Raw genomic sequence first — 19,709 nt, 5'->3', positions numbered from 1 at the left:
AGTCAACACACGTGAGAGGGCACAGCAGTTGAGCAGCGTTCGTGGCAAGAAGATCCTGGTCACCGGGGGCGCCGGCACCATCGGCTCCAACCTCGTCGACCTCCTCGCCGAAGGCGGCGCCCGCGAGATCGTCGTACTCGACAACTTTGTGCGCGGGCGGCGCGCCAACCTCGCCCAGGCCCTGCCGAGCGGTGTGGTGGAGGTCGTCGAGGGCGATGTCCGTGACATCGACACCGTGAAGAAGGTGACCGAGGGCGCCGACCTGGTGTTCCACCTCGCCGCGATCCGCATCACCCAGTGCGCGGAGGAGCCCCGGCTCGCCAACGAGGTGCTGGTCGACGGGACGTTCAACGTCCTGGAGGCGGCGGCAGCGGCCGGCGTTGCCAAGGTGATCGCCTCGTCCTCGGCGTCCGTCTACGGCATGGCCGAGGACTTCCCGACGACCGAGCGGCACCACCCGTACAACAACGACACCTTCTACGGCGCCGCGAAGGCCTTCAACGAGGGCATGCTGCGCAGTTTCCACGCCATGTACGACCTGGACTACGTGGCACTGCGCTACTTCAACGTCTACGGCCCCCGGATGGACATCCACGGCCTCTACACCGAGGTCCTCATCCGCTGGATGGAGCGCATCGAGGCGGGCGAGCCGCCGCTGATCCTCGGCGACGGCACCCAGACGATGGACTTCGTCGACGTCCGTGACATCGCGAGGGCCAATGTGCTGGCCGCCGAGTCGGAGATCACCGACGAGGTGTTCAACGTCGCCAGCGGCACGGAGACTTCGCTGCGCGAACTCGCCGACGGCCTGCTGGAGGCGATGGGCGCCGAAGGGCTGGAGCCGGTGCACGGTCCCGCCCGCGCGGTCAACGGCGTGAGCCGGCGGCTCGCCGACACCTCGCAGGCGGCCGAGCGGCTCGGGTTCACGGCACAGATCGATCTGCGTACCGGTCTCAAGGACCTCGTCGAGTGGTGGCGCGCGGAGCGCTCCGCCGCCAAGGAGTCCGCCAAGTGAGCGCCGACCGCATCCCGGTGATGATCCCGTGGCTCGGCGAGGAGGAGGCCAAGGCCGCCTCCGACGCCGTGCTGTCGGGCTGGGTCGCCCAGGGCCCCCGCGTCGCCGCCTTCGAGAAGGCCTTCGCCGAACGGGTCGGCGCCGAGCACGGCATCGCCGTCAGCTCCTGCACCACCGCCCTGCACCTGTCCCTCGTCGCCCTCGGTCTCGGGCCCGGCGACGAGGTCGTGGTGCCCTCGCTGTCCTTCATCGCGACCGCCAACGCCGTACGGTACGTCGGCGCCGAGCCGGTGTTCGCCGACGTCGACCTCGCCACCGGCAATCTGACCCCGGCCACCGTGGACGCGGTCCGGACGGCAAGGACCAAGGCGGTACTGGCCGTTCACCAGGGCGGCGTCCCGGCCGACGTGACCGCGCTGCGGTCCGTCTGCGCCGACTGGGACCTGCCCCTGGTCGAGGACGCGGCCTGCGCCATCGGCTCCACGGTCGGCGGCAAGCCCGTCGGACACGGGGCGCTGCTGGCCGCCTGGTCCTTCCACCCCCGCAAGCTCGTCACCGCCGGCGAGGGCGGGATGCTCACCACGGACGACGCCGAGTGGGCCGCGAGGCTGCGCCGGCTGCGCGAGCACGGCATGAACGCCTCGGCGGCCGAACGCCACGCCAGCAACAAGCCGGTGATGGAGAGCTACCTGGAAGTCGGCTTCAACTACCGGATGACCGACGTCCAGGCCGCGATCGGCCTGGTCCAGCTCGGCAAGCTCGACGCCATGATCGCCCGCCGCCGAGAACTGGCCGCCCGCTACGACGCGTTGCTGCACGACGTCCCCGGCCTGACCGCCGTACGCGATCCCGCGCACGGCCAGTCCAACTTCCAGTCCTACTGGGTGCTGCTGGACGAGGACTTCCCCGTCGGCCGCGACGAACTGCTCGGCGCGCTCGCCGACGCCGGGGTCTCCGCCCGGCGCGGGATCATGGCCGCACACCTCGAACCCGCCTACGCGGACCACCCGCACACCCCGCTGCCCGTCACCGAGCGAATCACCCGGGACTCGCTGATCCTGCCGCTGTTCCACACGATGACCGAGGCCCAGCAGGACCGCGTCGTGGCCGCTCTGCGCGAACAGGCCCGTGGATGACCGGACTTGTGATCGTCGGCGCCGGTGGCTTCGCCCGGGAGACCGCACAGGCCGTGCGGGACGCGGGCGAGTTCACGCTGCTCGGACACCTCGACGACAACCCCGCCCTGCACGGCACCGAGGTGGACGGTGTCCCCGTGCTGGGCGGCGGCGACCTGGTGCACGAACTGCCCGAGGCCCAGGTCGTGGTGTGCGTCGGCAATCCGCGGGACTACGCGGCCCGCGCCCGGCTGGTCCGCCGGTTCGCTCTGCCCGAGGAGCGGTACGCCACCGTCGTCCACCCGACGGCCGTGGTGTCCGGCACCTCGGTGATCGGCCCCGGCTCGGTGCTGCTCGCGCACTGCGTGCTCACCGCCGCGGTGCGCGTCGGCGCGCATGTCGCGGTGATGCCGCACGTCGTCCTCACCCACGACGACGTGATCGAGGACTTCGCGACACTCACCGCGGGCGTCCGGCTGGGCGGGGGAGTACGGCTGGAGCGGGGGGCCTACGTCGGCTCCGGCGCCCTGGTCAGGGAAGGCACCACGATCGGCGCCTGGTCGCAGATCGGCATGGGCAGCGGTGTGCTCGGCGACGTACCGCCGGGCGAGGTCTGGGTGGGGAGCCCGGCCCGGCGGCTGCGCGAGGCGGGCGCCGCGGCGCTGGCGGAACTTGTGACACGAACTATGGGGGGACCGGCCACGTGAACAACCAGATACCGCTCGTGGACCTGAAGGCGGCCCACGAGGAGGTCGCCGAGGAGGTGCGGGCCGGCTTCGAACGGGTCCTCGCCCACACCGCCTTCGTCGGCGGCGACGAGGTGCGCCAGTTCGAGCGGGAGTACGCCGACTTCGGCGAGGTCGCGCATGTCGTGGGCGTCGCCAACGGCACCGACGCCGTCGAACTCGCCCTGCGCGTGAGCGGCGTGGGCCCCGGTGACGAGGTCGTCGTACCCGCCAACACCTTCATCGCCACCGCCGGAGCGGTGGCCCGGATCGGCGCCCGTCCCGTCCTCGCGGACTGCCTGCCCGACAGCCATCTCCTCGACCCCCGGGCCGCGTTGGCCGCGGTGGGCCCGAAGACCCGGGCCGTGGTGCCGGTGCACCTGTACGGCCAGATGGCCGAGGTGAACGCACTCGCAAGGCAACTGCCCGACCGTGTACGGGTCGTGGAGGACGCGGCCCAGTGCCAGGGCGCGACCCGCGACGGCCGTACGCCCGGCACCGCCGGCATCGCGGCGACCAGCTTCTACCCCGGCAAGAACCTGGGCGCCTACGGCGACGCCGGCGCCGTGCTGACCGACGACGAGTCGGCGGCCGACCTGGTGCGCGCCCTCGCCAACCACGGTGGCGTCGCCAAGTACCGGCACGACGTGCCCGGGTTCAACAGCCGGCTCGACGGACTCCAGGCGGTTGTCCTGCGGGCCAAGCTCAAGCGGCTGGCGGACGGCAACGCGGCCCGGCGGGCGGCGGCCGCGCGCTACGACGACCTGCTCGCCTCCCTCGCGGACACCGGCCGGATCGTGCTGCCGGTGACGGCCGCCGGCAACGTCCATGTCTGGCACCTGTACGTCGTCCAGGTCGCCGACGCCGACCGGGACGACATCGTCGGCAAGCTCAACGCCGAGGGCATCGGCGCCGGGGTGCACTATCCGGCACCGGTCCATCTCACCCCGGCGTACGCCCAACTCGGCCATGAGCGCGGCGACTTCCCGAGCGCGGAGCAGGCGGCGGACCGGATCCTGTCGCTGCCGCTGTTCCCGCAGATCACCCCCGACCAGCAGCAGCGCGTCGTGGAGACGCTCACCGACGCGCTCGCCGGCTGACTGGTCCCCGCTTCACCCCACCCGCACGGGTCGGTCCTGCACAGCACCGCTGAGAGGTACACATGAACAGATGGAGCAGACGGTTCTGGGGCGTGCGCCTCGCCGTTGCAGCAGCATTGATATGGGCGGTGCTCCCACAGGCCGGATCCGCCCAGGCGGCAGCCGATCCGTGCGGATCCGGCTCGAATCCGATCGTCTGCGAGAACTCCAAGGCCGGCAGCCCGTCGACCGACTGGTACTCGCCCAACTCCTATGGCGACATCCAGGGGTTCACCACCAAGGAGAGCGTCCAGGCCGGGGACAGCCTCCAGTTCAAGGTCCAGTCGAAGACCTCGTACCGCATCGAGATCTACCGGCTGGGCTGGTACGGCGGTGACGGCGCGCGTCTGATGTCGACGGCGGCGCAGGCGGCGACGGTCTATCCCGCCAACTACACCTCCAACCCGGCCAGTTGCACCAAGAAGGCCGCCACCGGTCTGGTCGACTGCGGCAACTGGCCGGTGACCCAGACCTGGACCGTGCCCAGCGACGCCGTGTCCGGCCTCTACATCGCGAACCTGACACAGACCGACGGCGACGGTCTGATGCCCTACCCGTTCGTGGTCCGCAAGGACTCCAGCACCTCCGCCGTCGTCGTGCAGACCAGCGACCAGACCTGGCAGGCCTACAACGACTACGGCGGCCAGGACCTCTACGGCGGTGCCGGACCCGCGCCCGACGGCCGTGCCTACGAGGTCAGTTACAACCGGCCGCTGGACATCGGCGGCGACAACGGCATCTACGGCTCCGAGTACATGATGCTGGCGTGGCTGGAGCGCAACGGCTACGACGTCAGCTATCTGTCCGGCGTGGACGTCTCCACGCGCGGTGAGACGCTGCTGAAGAACCACAAGGTGTACCTGTCCTCCGGGCATGACGAGTACTGGACGCAGGACCAGTACTCCAAGGTCCTCGCCGCCCGGAAGGCCGGTGTGCAGGAGGCCTTCTTCAGCGGCAACGAGGTGTTCTGGAAGACCCGGCTCACCCCGAGCATCGACGGCACCAGCACCAGCAACCGCACCCTGGTCTGCTACAAGATGACCAAGATGGCCCAGAACAACGGCATCGCCGACCCGAGCGGCGAGTGGACCGGCACCTGGATGGACCCGACCAGCACCCAGTACGGGCAGTCCTACCAGCCGCCGAACATCCTCACCGGCTCCATGTTCACGGTGAACGGCTACCGCGCCGACGCCATCACGGTCCCCGGCTCGTACGGCAAGAACCGGCTGTGGCGCAACACCTCCATCGCCAACCTCACCTCCAGCCAGACGGCCACCTTCCCGGAGGGCACCCTCGGCTACGAGTGGGACAGCGACATCGACAACGCCACCAGACCCGCCGGGGCCATCGATCTGTCGTCCACGACCGTGGACATCAACGACGGCAAGCTGCGCATGGACTGGGGCAACACCTACGGCAACGGCACCGCGAAGCACAACCTCGTGGCCTTCCGCGACCAGGACTCCAAGGCCCTGGTGTTCGGGGCGGGGACCGTGCAGTGGTCGTGGGGCCTGACGAACCTCCCGACGTACAACCCGGAGGACCAGGTCGTCACCGAGGACGCCCGGATGCAGCAGGCGACGGTGAACATCCTCGCCGACATGGGCGTCCAGCCGCTGACGCTGCAAAGCGGTCTCGTCGCCGCCACCAAGTCCACCGACACCACCGGCCCGGCCATCACCGTCACGAGCCCCGCCTCCGGGGTCACCGTGCCCGCACTGAAGCCGGTCACCGTCAAGGGCACCGCCACCGACTCCGGCGGCGTCGTCGCCCGCGTGGAGGTGTCCACGGACGGCGGTACGACCTGGCAGGCCGCGACCGGGCTCACCTCCTGGACCTACAGCTGGACCCCGACGACCCCGGGCTCGGCCTCCATCAAGGTCCGTGCCGTCGACGACAGCGTCAACATCGGCGCCGTCACCACGATCCCGATCACGGTCGGCCCCCAGGCCTGCCCGTGCACCGTCTGGCCGGCCACGGCCGTGCCCGGCACCGTCAACGCCGGTGACGGCGGCTCGGTGGAGCTCGGCGTCAAGTTCCGTACCACGGTGGCCGGTTCGATCACCGCCGTCCGCTTCTACAAGTCGCCCTATAACACCGGCACCCACAAGGGGAACCTGTGGACCAAGGACGGCAAGCTGCTCGCGACGGGCACCTTCACCGGTGAGTCGGCCTCCGGCTGGCAGCAGCTCAACTTCGCCACCCCGGTCACCGTGAAGGCCAACACCACCTATGTCGCCTCGTACTTCGCGCCCAACGGCGGCTACTCCTACGACACCACCTTCGCGGCCAGTGACGCCGGTCTCGCGCCGCTGACGGCACTGAAGTCCGGCACCGACGGCGGCAACGGCCTCTACCGCTACACCTCGACGAGCGCCTTCCCGACCTCGGCGGCCTCCGGCAGCAACTACTGGGTCGACGTGGTCCTGGACACCTCGACGGCCAGCACCACCCCGCCCACCGTCACGTCCACCTCCCCGACCTCCGGGGCGACCGACACCGCGATCACCGCGTCGGTCTCGGCCGTGTTCAGCGCGTCCGTCGACTCCGACAACCTGACGTTCACGCTGAAGGACCCGGACGGCAACACCGTGCCGGGTTCGGTGACCGTGCCCGCGGCCAACAAGGCGACGTTCACCCCGTCGACCGAGCTGTCGCTGCACACCAAGTACACGGCGTCGGTGCAGGGATCCGACGTGTGGGGCAACGCGATGGCGGACCCGGTGACCTGGTCCTTCACCACCAGCGCCACCCCGCCCGCGGTCACCTGCCCCTGCGGGCTGTGGAGTTCCTCGGTGGTGCCGTCCACCACGGACATGACCGCCGACCCCAACTCCCTTGAGCTGGGCACCCGGTTCACGTCCTCGGCGGCCGGCTGGATCACCGGTGTCACCTTCTACAAGGGCGCCGGCAACACGGGCACCCACACCGGAAGCCTGTGGACCGACAGCGGGACGTTGCTGGCCAGCGGCACCTTCACCAACGAGACGGCGACCGGCTGGCAGACGCTGACCTTCGCCACCCCGGTGACGGTCACCGCCGACACGGCGTACGTCGTCTCTTACCACGCGCCCAACGGCCACTACGCGGTCGACGGCGGCTACTTCGCGTCGGCCCACCAGTCCTATCCGCTGACGGCCACCGCCGACACCACGGCCCACCACAACGGCCTCTACAAGTACGGCTCCGACTCGGCCTTCCCGACCGGCTCCTACGGTTCGGCGAACTACTGGGTCGGCCCGGTCTTCACCGCCGACAACCCCAGCGCCTCCCTGGCGGCGGAGACGGCGGCCTCGGAGGAGACCGCGTCCACGGTGACCTACACCGCCGACGCGAAGAAGGCCCTCGTCATGGCCGTACCGGCCAAGGCCAAGGTGACGTCCGTCGACGCGGACCTGACCATCCTCACGGGTGCCAAGGCCGCCAAGAAGCTGCACGTCACGGCGGTCGTCTCCTACAACCGGGCCACCCACAAGGTGTCCGTCCACCTGTCCGGTCCGCTGCCGGACGGCACGAGGTTCAAGGTCAGGGTCACGGCCCAGGACAAGCACCACGAGCAGGTGAAGTCCCAGACCTGGACCCTGACCAGCAAGACCGTCCGCAAGAAGAAGAACTGACCGACCGGAACCCACCGGTGGTGGCCTCCGATCCCGACCGGGAGGCCACCACCGGGGATTGGCTACCCCCAGCGATGAGCAGCGTCAGTGTTGTCATCCCGTGCTACAAGTACGGCCACTTCCTCGCCGACTGTGTGAGCAGCGTTCTGGACGAGAACCCCGGGGTCGACCTCCGGGTGCTCATCATCGACGACGCCTCGCCCGACGACTCGGCGGAGACGGCACGCAAGCTCGCCGCCTCCGATCCGCGGATCGAGGTCCACGTCCACGAGACCAACAAGGGCCACATCGCCACCTACAACGAGGGCCTGTTGGAGTGGGCCGACGGGGACTACGTGGCCCTGCTCTCCGCCGACGACCGGCTGGTCCCGGGCGCACTCGCCCGCGCCGCGGCACTCCTGGACGCCCACCCCGAGGCGGGCTTCGCCTACGGACGTCCGCTGCGCTTCCAGCACGGGGGCCCGCTGCCCAAGGCCCGTACCCGGAGCACCGGTTCGGCGGTCTACCCCGGACAGTGGTGGCTGGAACGGCGGTTCCGGGAGGGCACCGGCTGCATCACCTCGCCGGAGGTCGTCGTCCGCACCGATCTCCAGCGCAAGGTCGGCGGCTACGACCCGACTCTTCCGCACGCCGGCGACATCGAGATGTGGATGCGGCTCGCCGCCCACGCCGACGTCGGCCACATCCGCGGCGCCGACCAGGCCTTCTACCGCGTCCACGGCAACAACATGTCCACCACCGACTTCGGCGGACAGCTCGACGACCTGCGCCAGCGGCTGATCGCCTACGACTCGGTGCTCGCCAAGTGCGGTGACCGGCTCCCGGACGCCGACCGCCTGGCCGACCAGGTCCACACCCGCCTCGCCCGCTACGCGCTGCGCCGCGCCTACCGCGCCTACGACCGGGGCCGCACCGGCGTCGTACCGGTCGAGGAGTGTGTGGCGTTCGCCGAGGAGTGCCTGCCGGGATACCGGGCCCTGCCCGAGTACCGGGCGCTTCGGCTGCGCAGACGGATCGGGCCGAAGGTGATGCCGTACCTCCAGCCCCTGGTGTGGTCGGCCGTGGCCGAACGCGGCCGGGAGTGGCTGTGGTGGGAGTCCTGGAAGCGCCGCGGTATCTGATGCCCGCGAACAACCACTCAGCCCGCCACGGCGAGCTCCTCCACAGGACGACGTGGCTCCCGACTCCTGCGGCGCGACGCGAACCGGTCGAACCACAGCGTGCCCAGGATGCCGCCGAGGCCGCCGAGCAGGGCCGTACCCGCCAGGGCGCGGGTCCGGGTGCCCTGCACCGGGGCGGCGCTCGGCGCCACCAGGACGGAAGCGCTGATCCGCGCCTCGGCCGGGATCCCCTCGGCCTCCTGGAGGGCGGTCACATGCCTGGTGTAGACGTCGATGACCCGGCTGACCGCCGTGTCCGCCTCCGTGGCACTGGCGCCCTTCACCTGCACCTGGAGCGAGGGGATGAGGTAGCGGGGCGTCGCGCTGGTGCCGCTGTTGCGCGGGATCAGCTGGTAGGCCCCATGGACACCGGTGGCCAACAGCTCCTTGCGCCCGGCGGGCGATTCCAGTTGCTGGACGACGCCGTACGAGAGGGTGGCGAGCGGCGGTTGGAGGTTCGTCAGCTGGTTCGGCTGGTTCCCCGTGACCGGGGGTTTGAGGACGACCACCGCCGAACTCAGGAACTGCGGGGCGGGATGCAGCACTTGGTACGCTCCGGCGGCCGTCAGCACGAGCGCGAACACCAGCACGTACCAGCGGCGCAACAGCGCTTCGGCGACCTCACGAGGCGACACAGCGGGGATTCCTTCCGTCGGCCCCGATACTCGCATCAACCGGGGCAAGTCGCCACCGGATCACATGGGTTGCACCGAAGGGAGGGCCGATGAGCCTCGGTGACATCCTGGCGATCATGCGCAGGCGCTGGTACTGCATGGTGCCGCTCATGCTGCTCAGCGTCCTCGTCGGCGGGTATCTGTTCCGGACCGTCCCGGTCTCCTACGAGTCCCAGAGTTCCGTCACGCTCCTCGACTCCTCGGCGATCGCCGACCTGGCGCCGACCTTCGGCAACCCGCTGTCGAACGCGGGCGGTTCGCTGGTCGTCACCGCGGACGTGCTGATCAGGACGCTCCAGTCGAGCGACTCGGCCAAGGAGTTGCACTCCCGGGGCGTCACGGACCGGTACACGGTCGGCTTCGCGCCGGACGCCGACAGCCCGCTGCTCACCCTGAGCGTCACCGGCACCGACCGGGCGAAGGTGCTCCGGGAGACCACCACCCTCACCAAGTTCACCGGCGAGCAGCTGAAGGCACTCCAGGCCGCCTCCAAGGTGCCCGCGGTCTACGCGGTGCAGACGGCGCCGGTCGTCCTGCCGCAGACACCGGTCTCGCAGCCCAAGAGCCGCTACCAGAACATCGCGGCGGTCGTCATCGTCGGAATGGTCGGCGCGTTCCTGCTGTCCATCCTGGCCGAGGGCGTCGCGGTGGTACGGCGCCGAGGGCGCGCCCAGCCCGGATACGTCCCCCGGCGCCACCGGGCCAGTCCCCCCGAGCGGCCCAAGGGGCTGCTGGCACGGCGCCTGGACGCGACCACGATCCTCACCGGCTATCTGGCGCTGGCCTTCTTCGTCCCGTCGAACCTCACCCTGCCCGCACTGGGCGGGGTCGGCACCCCGGCCAACGTCTTCGCCCTCCTCGGCCTCCTCTGGTACCTCGCGACCTGGCTCGGCGGCCGCATCCTGCCCGCCCGCGGCACCCGGCTCGTCCGCGTGGTGATGTGCCTGCTCGCCGCGGCCGTACTCCTGTCCTACCTGGCGGACGCGAGCCGGGAGAGCTCGCACGAGGAGGTCCTCGGCGCCGACCGGGGCCTGATCGGGCTCGGTGTGTGGGTGGCGCTGGTGGTGCTGGCCTCGGCCGGCATCCAGGAGCGCAGCCGGCTGGAGACCCTGATGCGGCGGCTCGTCGTCATGGGCACCGTGGTCGCCCTGATCGGCTACTACGACTTCTTCGCCGCCACCAACATCGCCGACTCCATCCACATCCCCGGCCTCCAGTCCAGCACCGCCGGGATCAGCGCCATGGACCGCGGCTCCTTCACCCGGCCCCGCTCCACCACCGCCCACCCGCTGGAGTTCGGGGGCATGCTGGCCATCCTGGTCCCCTTCGCCGTCCACCAGGCCTTCGACCCGGTACGGCGACACGCCGGCGCGCTCCGCCGCTGGGCCCCGGTGGCGATCATGGCGGGCGCCCTGCCGCTGACCGTGTCCAGGACGTCCATCATCGGCGCCTTCATCGTGATCCTGGTGATGATTCCCCGCTGGAAGCCGCAGCGCCGCTGGGCCGCGATCGGCCTCGTCTTCGGTTCGGTGGCCGTGTTCAAGGTGATCATCCCCGGCCTGATCGGCACGATCACCAACCTGTTCGCCAGCTTCCTGTCCAACTCCGACAGCAGCACCCAGGCCCGCACGGTCAAGTACAGCGCGATCGTCCCGTACTTCGACGAACACCCCTGGTTCGGCCGGGGCTTCGGCACCTTCACCCCGGACCTCTACTTCTTCACGGACAACCAGTACATGCTCACCCTCGCCGAGATGGGCATCCTGGGCCTGATCGCCCTCTTCGCCCTCTTCATCACCGGCATGCACACCGGCGGCGCCATCCGACGCCTCGCCCGCACCGACTCGGACCGCGAACTCGGCCAGGCCTTCCTCGCCTCGGCCCTGGTCGCCCTGGTCATCAGCGCCACCTTCGACGCGCTCAGCTTCCCCATGTACGCGGGGATGTTCTTCCTGGTCCTGGGCGCGGGCGGCAGCTACCTCGGCTTCGTCCGCCGCGAGGCGCAGGCGGCCCCCGAAGTGCCCGCACCCCGTACGCCGACCGAAACCAAGCTCCCCCACCTAGTGGAGTCCCGATGAGCACCGTCGCCGTCATCGTCGTCACCTGGAACAGCGCCGCGGTGCTTCCCGGATTCCTCGCCGCGCTGCCCGACGGCATGGCCGGCCTCGACTGGCGGCTCGTCGTCGCCGACAACGACTCGGCCGACGACACGGTGGACGTCCTGCGCACACTGGCCCCGGACACCACCATCGTCCAGACCGGCCGCAACGCCGGGTATGCGGCGGGGATCAACGCGGCGCTGGGCGCGGCGGGCGACCACGGGGTGGCGCTGATCTGCAACCCCGACGTCAGGATGCGGCAGGGCTGCGCCAAACGCCTGGTGGACAGTCTCGGAGGCGGCGTCGGGATCGCCGTACCCCTGCTGTACGAGGAGGGTCACGACGTGCCGCATCGCTCGCTGCGCCGTGAGTCGACCGTGCTGCGGGCGCTGGGCGAGGCGGTCATAGGCAACACCCGGGCCGGGCGCTTTCCGGCCCTGAGCGAGCTGGTCACGGACCCGGCCGCGTACGAGCGGCCCACGCGCGCCGACTGGGCGACGGGCGCGCTGATGGCCATCTCGGGGGAGTGCGCGGCCGCTTGCGGACCGTGGGACGAGTCCTTCTTCCTCTACTCGGAGGAGACGGAATTCTGCCTGAGGGCAGGGGACCTGGGGTATGCGACCCAGCTGGAACCGAGCGCCGAGGCGGTGCACCTGGGAGGCGACTCCCAGGTGTCACCAAGGCTGTGGACGCTGCTCACCCTCAACCGGGTCCGCCTGTACGGCCGTAGGCATGGCCGTCTGTCCACGGCGGCGTTCCGTGCGGCGGTCCTCCTCCGGGAGACCTCACGAGCGGCACTGGGCCGCGAGGCGAGCCGAGCGGCGGCGGCGGCCTTGGCGCGACCGGGCGCCTTGCGCAAGAGGCCGGGTCCCTGAGGCGTCTCTCAACCTAGGCCCGACGCCGGCACACCATCGCGACGAAGTCATGCCCCACATCCGCCAGAGCCGCATCCTCCGCGGCAAAACACCGCTCCAGCAACTCCAGCGTCTCCGGCGACTGATCCCGGAAGTTGTGGGCGATCCCGGAGAACGCGATGTGCAACACCGTGCCTCCGTACGGCCGTTCCTCCACGACCTCGAACTCCCTCCGCAACCCCGGCAGCAAGGCCGCCGCGTCCACCGCCTCCGAGGGATCGTCCAGCACCATCGACATCCGACTGGGCCGTACGACCCGCCGCTTGATCCGCCCGTCTGCCAACCGCCGCCGCTCCGCGGGGAGTTGTGCCAGCAGGGCATTGGCCGCGTCGAGTTGCCCGTCCGTCCACTGGAACCGCGTGGGGCCCACGAACTCGTCGATCACGAACAGTCCGTCCGGCTCGATGAGTTCGGCCAGTCGCGGCAGCGTCTCGTCGAGGTGGTCGAAGTGGTGGAGTGACTGCAAGCCCAGCAGTACGTCGAAGCGTTCCCCGTCGGCGGTCATCCGGTTGACGTCGGTGACCCGGAAACGCAGGGTGTCGGCCAGGCCCTCCTCGACGGCGGCGCGGGTGGCGAAGTCGATGCGTTCCGGCGCCACGTCCACGCCCTCCAGCAGGGAGAACGCGCCGGTCTTCGCCCACAGCAGCTCGTTGCCGCCGGTCCCGCACCCCAGCGACAGGCCCCGCAGATCGGTACGCGGCGCGAAGTGCTTGGCCGCCACGTACTCGGGGAAGGACACCTCCGCGTCGCCGGTCATCAGCAGGTTCCACCGCTTGATCACCGAAGGGATCGCCCACCACTCGGTCAGCGACGGGTCGACCTGCGACCAGTGCTGCACCACCCGGGCGCCGCCCCGCACCCGCAACTTGGCCAGCACGGAGTCGAGTTCCAGTTTGCGCGCCTTGCGCAGGAGCCGGTCCGCGTCATGTCTGTTGACCAGGTTGTTCAGCATGTGGTCTCCGTTCTCACGGCTATGAGCGACTTGGGGGCACCGAGCACCCGCTCGCTGAGGAGCACCGACCGCGGAAAGAGGTACCGCATCTCGGTACGGGTCAGCAGCTCGATGTTGATCACGGCGTTCATGGCCGACTCCGGACTGTCGGGGCGGCTGTGGACGAGCGGCCAGCGCCGGACCAGCCGGGCCCGGGCGGCCAGCGGCAGGAACTGGAAGCCGGGCGCCACGAAGTGCGGTTCGACGGGGAAGTAGCGGTACGGCGTCTGGATCCAGTGCAGCGGCGCCAGTTGCTCGACCGCGGCGACGAACTTCTGCCGCTGGCTGTGGCCGCCGACGTGCTCGATGGTCGAGTTGGAGAACACCAGGTCGTAGCCGCCCTGGGCGCTGAGTTCGGCGGCGATCTCCGGGTCGGTGACGTCGGCGTTCTCCGCGGTGATCCAGTCGGGCAGGTCGGCGGGATGCGCCTCCAGGTTGATCAGGTGGACGTGCTTGGCGCGCACCGGCGCCCGCAGCCACATGTCGGCCGTGCCGCCGAGGTCGACGACCCGCATGCCCTCGATGCCGGGGAAGCAGCGCCGGAACCGCTCCCAGCGGGCGACACGCATCCGCTCGCCCAGCGAGCCGGGGGCGTCGACGAACTTGTTTCTGAGGGCGCGGGACGGGGCCATCGGATCAACCACCTGACGTCGGAGCGGGAGAGAAGGGGAGGGTGGGCACGGGCTGTCACCAGTCCGTGTAAAAGCTGGCCGGGTTCACCAGGTAGCGGACGGTCGGATGCGGCACATGGCGCACCCGGTGCCCGCGCCCGTAGCGGTGGATGAGCTCCCAGTCCTCCCGGGGCAGCACCTCCGGTGTCCGGCGCAGCCGGCTGAAGTGCAGGGAGCGGGTGCGGCGGGCGACGAAGGCGTTGGTGTCCAGGAAGGACTCACGGGCGGAGCGGCGCCGGTCGTAGGGCACCGACAGGATGTCCTTCTCGCTGCCGTCCGGCAGCAGGCGGCGCAGTGCCGTGTAGACGGCGTCCGGCCCGTCGGGGGCGTCCAGGACCGTCAACGCCCGTTCCAGATGGTCGGGTTCCCACAGGTTGTCGTCGTCCAGGAACGCGACGTACCGCGAACGCGTGAGGCGGATGCCGACGTTGCGCACGACGCCCGCCACGCCCGTGTTGCGGGACAGGGAGACGGCGAACAGGCGTGGGTCGTCCGGGAGTTCGGGCAGTCCGGCGCCGTCGTCGACCACGATCACGACGTGGTCGCGCACGGTCTGCCCCAGGGCCGAGCGCACCGCGGCGAGCAGTGCCTCGGGACGGCGGTGCGTGGCGATGACCGTGGCGACCAGCGCCGAGGGCGGGGCCGGCAGGGTGGCGGCCAGCCGGCGGACCTCGGCGTCCTCGACCCGGCGCAGCCGGAACGCTGAGGGTGCCAGCAGGACCTTGTTGCGGGCCTCGAAGAGCACCAGCCATCCGAAGACGGCCTTCAGCAGCGTCCAGGGAGCCCGCGCGACGCGGCGCACCGTGTGGCCGCTCACGACGACGGCTCCGGGGTGACGAGGCGGCCGCCGGAGAGCCGGTTGTTGCGCCACACGTTTCCGGCGCCCTTCTCGTTCCAGTGCGCGACCACGCCGTACCCGCCCGACGCGGGATGGAACTCGGTCGAGAAGATGTTGTCGGTGACCTTGATCCCGGTGGCGCCCGTGGATCCGCCGTAGAGGGCGTAGGCGCCGCCGGCGATCCAGTTGTCGTCGACGGTGACGTTGCGGACCACTCCGACGTCCGCGAACAGGCCGATGCTGCCCGAGGCGCCCTGCTTGAGGCTGGTCGCGTTGAGCAGGGTGTTGTGGCGGATGAGCAGGTGGCCGGTGTTGCCGCCGCCGCTGATCACCGCGTTGGTGTGCTGCCACTCGCCGCCGAGGTTCACGAACGGCTCGATGTCGTGGACGTAGTTGTCGTGGATGTTGCCCTGCCCCATGGACAGGGCGTCCCCGAACACCGAGATGTCGCACCAGCCGACCTCGATGGAGCTGCCGCCCATGTTCGACACCGCGTAGTCCACGCCCCCGTTGTCAGGGCCGGTGCCGGGTACGGCGGTGATGGTGGAGTGCAGGACCTTCAGACCGCTGAAACCGGGGCGCAGGTTGACGCCCCACCAGCTGTTGGAGGTGATCTTGGTGTCGATGATGGTGACGTCGTTGGCGTAGATGTCGAGCGCGCCGGTGATGTCCTGGCCGCGGATGACCGTCCCGTCGGTTCGGATGGTCTTGTACCCGGTGTTCTTGGGGGTGAGGCGGGTGCGGGGTCCGGTGGTGCGGGCGTCGGGGAAGCCGCAGGCTCCCGGGGAGGCGCAGCCGGTCCGGGCCGCGGGCGTGCCCGTCCTCGACTCCTTCGCCGAGGGCGTCGCGGAGGCGGACGTGGCGGACGGCGGGGGCGACGAGGCGGCGGGGGTGCCGGTCGGGTCGCCGATCTCGGCCGACGGCGTGGCGCTCGACGCCGTCGAGGACGCGCTCGTACGGCAGGAGGAGGATGTGTCTTTCGGGCAGTCCGCCGAGGCGGAGTTCTCCGGTCCCGAGCAGGCCGCGGTCGCGACCGTCAGTAAGGCCGCGAGCAGCAGCCCTTGGAGTGAGCGTCGGCTGGTGGGCCGTGACATCCGGGTCACCTCAAGTCCTGTTGGGGAGACCGGACCGGTGCGGTCGCCCGGTGCCGGCCGCGGTGGGCCCGGTCGCCGGGGCCGACGCCGCGCAGGAAGTCGCGGCTGGGCAGGACGCACACCGTGTAGCCGGCCAGGGCGATCGTGCCGATGGCGAGCAGGGCGAGCCGGCTGTCTCCGAACCGGGGCTCCAGGCCGAGGACGACCGCGGTCATCACGGCCCCGCCGAGGAAGGGCCAGGCGCAGGCCCGGGCGATCAGGCCGACGCCGACGCCGCCCCGGCCGAGGGCGATCAGGAACACCGGCACCACCAGGCCGCCGGCGACCAGGACATGGCCCTGGGCGACTCCTGCGGTCCCGTTCGTACGGGCGGCGACGAGCAGTACGGGGATCAGGGCGACCAGCCACAGGCCCTGCACCAGGAACAGCGAGCGGCGTTGGCCGACCGCGACGAGACAGTCGTAGGCGAGTTCACTGCCGATGCGGATCAGGCCGAGGGCCATCAGCCACGGCAGCGCGGCGGCGGCGGGTGCCCACTGGTCGCCGTAGATCAGCCGGACGACGGGTTCCGCGAGGCCGGCCAGCAGGACGCACAGCGGGACGGTGCCGGTCATCAGGACGCCCAGGGCGCGGCTGAAGCCCTGGGCGAGGGCCTGCGGTGAGTCGGCCAGGCGGGAGAAGCCGGCGAAGGAGACCCGGCGGGCGGCCTCGGAGATGATCCGCACGGGCCAGCCGGAGATGTTGAAGGCGAGGACGTAGAAACCGAGGGAGATGTTGCCCAGCGTCGCGCCGACCACCATGGTGTCCACGTTGACCACCGCGAGGGCCAGCATGCTCGCCCCGGCGAGCGGCAGCCCGAACCGCAGCAGCGCCCGGGCCTGTTCGGGGTTCCAGCCGTACTTCAGGGTGCCCGGCGCGGCCAGCGCACAGCCGATCAGCGTCACCACGTTCCCGGCGACGGCCCCCACGGCGAAGCTCATCGCGCCCCAGCCCGCGAAGGCCAGCACCAGGGTCACGCCGGTGCCGACGACGAAGTTGAGACCGTCGACGGCCATCCGCTTGCCCTGCGCGAACTCGCGGGTGAGGAAGCCGCCGGGGACCTGGGCCACCCCGTCGATCAGCACACACAGGCACATCACCCGCAGCACGCCCGCGGCGTCCGGCGAGTCGAGCAGCCCGGCCACCGTCGGTGCCGACGCGAACAAGGCCACGTACAGCAGACCGCTGGAGAGGGTGCTCAGGGTCAGCACGGTCGGCGCGAACCGGCGCGCGTCCCCCTCCCAGCGCACGATGGCCAGGCCCACGCCCAGTTCGTTCGCGGACAGCAGGACCAGCAGCACGGTCTGGGCGATGCCGTACACGCCCCACTCCGCGGGGCCCAGGGCGAAGCGGGCCAGCACGATGCCGGTGGCGAAGTTGCCCAGGCGCAGGACGACGGTGTTGATCAGGCTCCAGCGGGCCGCGGAGCGGACCTTCCGGCCGAGGGAGGGAGCTGAGGGTTCTGAGCCAGGGGGTGGAGCGGGCGTGTCGCTCGTCCCACCGGACCCGTCACCCGTCCCACCAGGCGCGTCGCTCTTCTCACCAGCCGCGTCGCTCGTCTCACCGGTCTCGCTGTCCGGTGCGCGGGCGATGTCCATGGGTCGACTCCTCGTCGCGCGGCTCTGCGGCGGATGCTCCGGCCATGACGGGCCGTGGTTCTCTGGGCTGGGCGGCGGCCGGCCCGTCCTCGGCGGCCCGCTCCTGCTCGGCGGCCTGCGACCAGCTCGGCGGGCGCCGGATGGCGAGCGTCTCCTCCACTACCGGCACGTCGGTCGACGCCCCCTCGTCCGGCAGGACCGGCGAGTCCGGCGATGCCGGTGACCCCGGCCGCCGCGGCCTCCTGCGCGCCTCGGCATAGAAGACGGCGACCAGGGTGAGCACCAGACCCCCGCCCCCCGCCATGATCATGTACTCGAGCCGGGTCTTGGTCTGCGCCACCGGAGTCTGCGGAGCCACGATCGTCGTCATGCGGATCATGGCCTTCGAGGCGACCGACTGGTCCTGCTGGAACTGCTCCAGCCGCTCCTTGGCGTAGGCGGTCAGGATCTTGTCCGAGGACAGCACGGAGGCCTGGTCGGTGCCGGTGACGGTCAGCCACAGCAGCGGCCCCTGCGCGTTGTCGGCGAGCTTCGCCTCGAACGTGCCCTTGGCGCCACGGGACTTGAGCTCCCTCAGCGAGTCGTCGGAGTTGAGGTTGCGCGCCAGGTTGTCGGCCATGCCGGTGAGCGAGGTCTGTGTGCTCAGGAAGGGGTTGCCGTTGTAAGCGACCGTCGCCTTCTGGGAGTTGAGCAGCACCACCGTGCTCTGTGACTGGTAGGTGACGTGCACCACGAGGGTCACACCGAAGACGAGGCCCGCGGTCAGCAGCAGCCCTGGCAGCAGGACATGCCAGCGCCTGCGCATGACGCGGAAGATCTCCGCGAGATCCATGGTCCCCCCTAGTGACCAGATGTTCGACGAGCATATGTTGCAAGCGGATCATATGGGGAGCGTTCGGTCCGTGGGTCCCGGTTGATCGGTGGGTCTCGGCCGGGTGCTCGAAGTGCCTCCCTTCACCAGCACCTCGGCGATGCGTTCGCTGGCTCTGCCGTCCCAGAGTTCGGGCCGGCGCGGTGCGGGCGGGGCGTCCAGCACCTGGTGCACGGTGGCCACGATCCGGTCGGGATCGCGTCCGGCCAGTACGTTGGTGCCCTGCTCGACCGTGATGGGCCGCTCGGTGTTGTCCCGCAGCGTCACACACGGCACGCCGAGCGCGGTGGTCTCCTCCTGCACACCGCCCGAGTCCGTGAGCACGACACGGGCGGCGTCCTGGAGTGCGATGAAGTCCAAGTACCCGGCGGGCGGCACGAGTTGGATGCCACCGGGGACACCGATCTCGGCCAGCTTGCCGGCCGCGCGGGGATGCACGGGCAGCAGGAGCGGGCAGCGTCCGGCGATCTCGCCGAGGGCCTTGAGGAGCCCCGCCAGGATCTCGGGGTCGTCCACGTTGGCGGGCCGGTGCAGGGTCACCAGGCCGAACTCGCCCCGGGTGAGGCCGTATCGGTCCAGGACGTCGGAGGCGCGGGCCCGGTCCAGGTTGGCCAGCAGCGTGTCGATCATGACGTTGCCGACCAGGTGGATCTGGTCCTCCCGGTACCCCTCCGCGCGCAGGTTCTCGACCGCGTCGGGGGAGGGGGCCAGCAGATAGTCGCTGACCCGGTCGGTGGCGACCCGGTTGACCTCCTCCGGCATGCTCCAGTCGCGGCTGCGCAGCCCGGACTCGACATGCGCGAGCAGCGGCCCCGCCTTGGCGGTGACCAGGGCGCAGGCGAGCGTGGAGTTGATGTCGCCGACGACGACCACGATGTCCGGCGCGACCTCTTCCAGAAGAGGCTCGAACGCGGTCATCACCCGCCCGGTCTGCTCGGCGTGGCTGCCGGAGCCGACGCCGAGGAAGCGGTCGGGCGGCCGGATGCCGAGGTCGGCGAAGAACACGTCGTTCATCGCCGGGTCGTAGTGCTGGCCGGTGTGGACGAGGAGCACCTCGGCGCCGCGGCGCTCCAGTGCGTCCATCACCGGTTTGATCTTCATGTAGTTGGGGCGGGCCCCGGCGACGCAGACGATGCGCGGCATGGT

Annotated in this window: 16 protein-coding genes; 8 read left to right on the top strand and 8 right to left on the bottom strand. The window is 70.6% G+C overall.

All coding sequences use genetic code 11. The features are described 5' to 3' along the window. Positions 1-28: 28 nt before the first annotated feature. The 6 genes from OG866_RS05495 to OG866_RS05470 all read left to right on the top strand — a co-directional run bounded on the left by OG866_RS05495 (position 29) and on the right by OG866_RS05470 (position 8,735). Positions 29-1,015, top strand: a complete 987-nt coding sequence (locus tag OG866_RS05495; RefSeq protein WP_329332287.1) for an SDR family NAD(P)-dependent oxidoreductase — start codon at positions 29-31, stop codon at positions 1,013-1,015. After that, positions 1,012-2,151: a DegT/DnrJ/EryC1/StrS family aminotransferase gene (locus OG866_RS05490; protein WP_329332286.1), complete on the top strand. Its 1,140-nt coding sequence runs from the start codon at positions 1,012-1,014 to the stop codon at positions 2,149-2,151. The genes OG866_RS05495 and OG866_RS05490 overlap by 4 nt, the downstream gene beginning before the upstream one ends. Further along, a complete protein-coding gene (locus OG866_RS05485) occupies positions 2,148-2,837 on the top strand; it encodes an acetyltransferase (protein WP_329332285.1) in 690 nt (229 codons plus the stop codon). Before OG866_RS05490 ends, OG866_RS05485 begins: the two co-directional genes overlap by 4 nt. Further along, a complete protein-coding gene (locus tag OG866_RS05480) occupies positions 2,834-3,955 on the top strand; it encodes a DegT/DnrJ/EryC1/StrS family aminotransferase (RefSeq protein WP_329332284.1) in 1,122 nt (373 codons plus the stop codon). Before OG866_RS05485 ends, OG866_RS05480 begins: the two co-directional genes overlap by 4 nt. A 92-nt stretch (positions 3,956-4,047) precedes the next feature. Continuing rightward, positions 4,048-7,614: a DUF4082 domain-containing protein gene (locus tag OG866_RS05475; RefSeq protein ID WP_329332283.1), complete on the top strand. Its 3,567-nt coding sequence runs from the start codon at positions 4,048-4,050 to the stop codon at positions 7,612-7,614. A 74-nt stretch (positions 7,615-7,688) separates the two neighbouring features. Continuing rightward, positions 7,689-8,735 carry a glycosyltransferase family 2 protein gene (locus OG866_RS05470; RefSeq protein WP_329332282.1) on the top strand — a complete coding sequence of 349 codons (1,047 nt, stop codon included), beginning with the start codon at positions 7,689-7,691 and terminating at the stop codon, positions 8,733-8,735. Positions 8,736-8,752: 17 nt separating this feature from the next. Here the strand turns inward: OG866_RS05470 and OG866_RS05465 are convergent, their stop codons facing one another. Further along, positions 8,753-9,409 carry a hypothetical protein gene (locus OG866_RS05465; RefSeq protein WP_329332281.1) on the bottom strand — a complete coding sequence of 219 codons (657 nt, stop codon included), beginning with the start codon at positions 9,407-9,409 and terminating at the stop codon, positions 8,753-8,755. A gap of 89 nt (positions 9,410-9,498) precedes the next feature. On the opposite strand from OG866_RS05465, the gene OG866_RS05460 reads away from it, so the two are divergent. Next, positions 9,499-11,526, top strand: coding sequence for an O-antigen ligase family protein (locus OG866_RS05460; RefSeq protein WP_329332280.1), 2,028 nt, complete (start codon positions 9,499-9,501; stop codon positions 11,524-11,526). Beyond that, complete coding sequence (locus OG866_RS05455; protein WP_329332279.1) at positions 11,523-12,422, top strand: glycosyltransferase family 2 protein; 900 nt, start codon at positions 11,523-11,525, stop codon at positions 12,420-12,422. Before OG866_RS05460 ends, OG866_RS05455 begins: the two co-directional genes overlap by 4 nt. A gap of 13 nt (positions 12,423-12,435) precedes the next feature. Here OG866_RS05455 and OG866_RS05450 read toward each other — a convergent pair whose 3' ends face one another. From OG866_RS05450 to wecB, 7 genes are read right to left on the bottom strand one after another with little or no spacing between them, the layout of a single operon-like run. After that, positions 12,436-13,413 (bottom strand): SAM-dependent methyltransferase, encoded by a 978-nt coding sequence (locus tag OG866_RS05450; protein ID WP_329332278.1) that lies wholly within the window; start codon positions 13,411-13,413, stop codon positions 12,436-12,438. After that, a complete protein-coding gene (locus tag OG866_RS05445) occupies positions 13,407-14,084 on the bottom strand; it encodes a class I SAM-dependent methyltransferase (RefSeq protein ID WP_329332277.1) in 678 nt (225 codons plus the stop codon). Before OG866_RS05445 ends, OG866_RS05450 begins: the two co-directional genes overlap by 7 nt. 55 nt (positions 14,085-14,139) lie before the next feature. Further along, complete coding sequence (locus tag OG866_RS05440) at positions 14,140-14,940, bottom strand: glycosyltransferase family 2 protein (protein ID WP_329332276.1); 801 nt, start codon at positions 14,938-14,940, stop codon at positions 14,140-14,142. Further along, a complete protein-coding gene (locus OG866_RS05435) occupies positions 14,937-16,055 on the bottom strand; it encodes a hypothetical protein (protein WP_329332275.1) in 1,119 nt (372 codons plus the stop codon). Before OG866_RS05435 ends, OG866_RS05440 begins: the two co-directional genes overlap by 4 nt. A gap of 5 nt (positions 16,056-16,060) precedes the next feature. After that, on the bottom strand, positions 16,061-17,692 hold the full coding sequence (locus OG866_RS05430; protein WP_329332274.1) for an oligosaccharide flippase family protein: 1,632 nt from the start codon (positions 17,690-17,692) through the stop codon (positions 16,061-16,063). After that, entirely contained in the window at positions 17,655-18,524 is an 870-nt protein-coding gene (locus OG866_RS05425; protein ID WP_329332273.1) for a chain length determinant protein, read from the bottom strand. The genes OG866_RS05430 and OG866_RS05425 overlap by 38 nt, the downstream gene beginning before the upstream one ends. Positions 18,525-18,572: 48 nt before the next feature. Next, a complete protein-coding gene (wecB, locus tag OG866_RS05420) occupies positions 18,573-19,706 on the bottom strand; it encodes a non-hydrolyzing UDP-N-acetylglucosamine 2-epimerase (protein ID WP_329332272.1) in 1,134 nt (377 codons plus the stop codon). Positions 19,707-19,709 lie beyond the last annotated feature (3 nt).

This window comes from Streptomyces sp. NBC_00663 (assembly GCF_036226885.1).
Lineage (GTDB): Bacteria > Actinomycetota > Actinomycetes > Streptomycetales > Streptomycetaceae > Streptomyces.
This window is presented reverse-complemented; position numbering and strand designations above follow the sequence as displayed.